Source organism: Synechococcus sp. R6-10, from assembly GCF_047461815.1.
GTDB lineage: Bacteria > Cyanobacteriota > Cyanobacteriia > Thermostichales > Thermostichaceae > Thermostichus.
The window spans coordinates 1-1,384 of the sequence record NZ_JANSHW010000484.1; the positions used below are offsets into that span (position 1 = coordinate 1).

General features: G+C 57.9%; 3 protein-coding genes. 1 reads left to right on the forward strand and 2 read right to left on the reverse strand.

What is annotated here, in order from left to right:
* Positions 1–316, reverse strand: a 316-nt coding sequence (locus NW837_RS12570; RefSeq protein ID WP_414331969.1) for a pseudouridine synthase, incomplete at its 3' end; no start/stop codon positions are given.
* A gap of 147 nt (positions 317–463) precedes the next feature.
* Between NW837_RS12570 and NW837_RS12575 the strand changes: the two genes are divergently transcribed.
* Complete coding sequence (locus tag NW837_RS12575; protein WP_414331971.1) at positions 464–877, forward strand: hypothetical protein; 414 nt, start codon at positions 464–466, stop codon at positions 875–877.
* Between the two features lie 66 nt (positions 878–943).
* On the opposite strand, the gene NW837_RS12580 is transcribed toward NW837_RS12575, so the two are convergent.
* A complete protein-coding gene (locus tag NW837_RS12580; protein WP_414331973.1) occupies positions 944–1,225 on the reverse strand; it encodes a hypothetical protein in 282 nt (93 codons plus the stop codon).
* Positions 1,226–1,384 lie beyond the last annotated feature (159 nt).

Genomic DNA, 1,384 nt, shown 5'->3' on the forward strand with positions numbered 1-1,384 from the left:
AGACTTTGACCTGGGCCGGGCGCGTTTTTCGCCCTTGGATGATCAGCCCCTGTTGCAACTGTTGCAGGGCTTGGGGGGTGGGGATCCCTTCCACCTGAACCCAGTAGATGCGCTCATGGCCGAACTTGGGGTCGATCAAGCGGGCATTGAGGCGACCATCATCGGTCAGCAGGAGCAGCCCTTCGCTGTCGCGATCCAGTCGCCCCACCGGATAAACCCTGGGCACCGGGATAAAAGACTGGAGGGTGGGCCGTCCCTCTCGGTCGGTGAATTGGGTGAGCACGCCATAAGGCTTGTAGAACTTGAGATAGCGCATGACACACAAAACAACAAAACTGTGAACCCAACCTTTCCAATCTTTAAGATTTGGCAGAAGGATTTGGCAGAGCGGCTTCAACGGTAAGATCAAGCCTTAAGGAGCAATATCCCTCCATCGCCAGCAGCGTTTGACGGGGCTCACCCCATGACCATAGACAACAACTTACTCTGGGTTTTGGTTGGAACAGCAGGGCTCTCTCTCCTCAGCCTGGTGTACGTGCTGGTGGATGAGGGCAACAAACGTCGCCGCTACGAACAGCAAAAGGAAAAAGAAGCTGCTCAGCCACCTGCGGTTGTTCCTGCAGAAGAAGCCGGGATCCCAGCTGCACCTCCTCCTTCTGCTCCTGAACCTGTTGCTGCTCAGCCCGCTTCAGCGCCACACACTGCTGACGGGTTCCCAGAAGCGTCGCGTAGCGATGACGAGGAGCCAGAAACCTCCCCGGAAGCGGTTCGCGCCAGCAGGACAGAGTCCTTGCCCAGCCCTAAGGACTCTGCTCTCCCCAAGGAGCCGGATACAGGGCCTGACCCCGCAGAGGAAATGCCGAAAGATACCCCATAACAGTTTTTTTCGGTTCTGGGGAAGTTCTGGGGATAGATGGGATCCCCATCCCGCAAGAGGGGAGCTTCATGCCCTCATCAGGGTTTGCTCTCTGTAGCGCAGCATCATCTCCAAAGCCGCGAGACGGTTGCCCCAAACTTGAACTCGATAGGGGTTGCGCAGAGATTCCAGCCGCATCCAAGTGGCAAGATTGGTTTTCAAGTTGCCCAGTTGCTGACGGGCTTGTTCCAGGGCTTCCGGGGTGGGATCCGCTGCCAAGGCCGCCAGGGATCCCTGCACCCGCTCTATTTGCTCCATCCATTGGCTGTGCTCCCACAACCCCAACCGTTTCTGCTCGAGCAAAAACATCCACTCCTGCCGCAGCGCCTGGAAGCGATCCCGAACAGCCCCAAAGGGATCCCGATAGGGAATGCGAGTCGAGGCAATGGCGGAGGACGTAAACTACCCGGCTCCGACCGCTAAGCGGTACGGAGCGGGCTTTCAGTAGCCCTGAGCCTGTTCTGCTCT

Excerpts from the sequence above, each read along its gene's own strand:
- NW837_RS12575 (WP_414331971.1), top strand. The coding sequence starts at position 464 with ATGACCATAGACAACAACTTACTCTGGGTTTTGGTTGGAACAGCAGGG.
- NW837_RS12580 (WP_414331973.1), bottom strand. The coding sequence starts at position 1,225 with ATGTTTTTGCTCGAGCAGAAACGGTTGGGGTTGTGGGAGCACAGCCAA.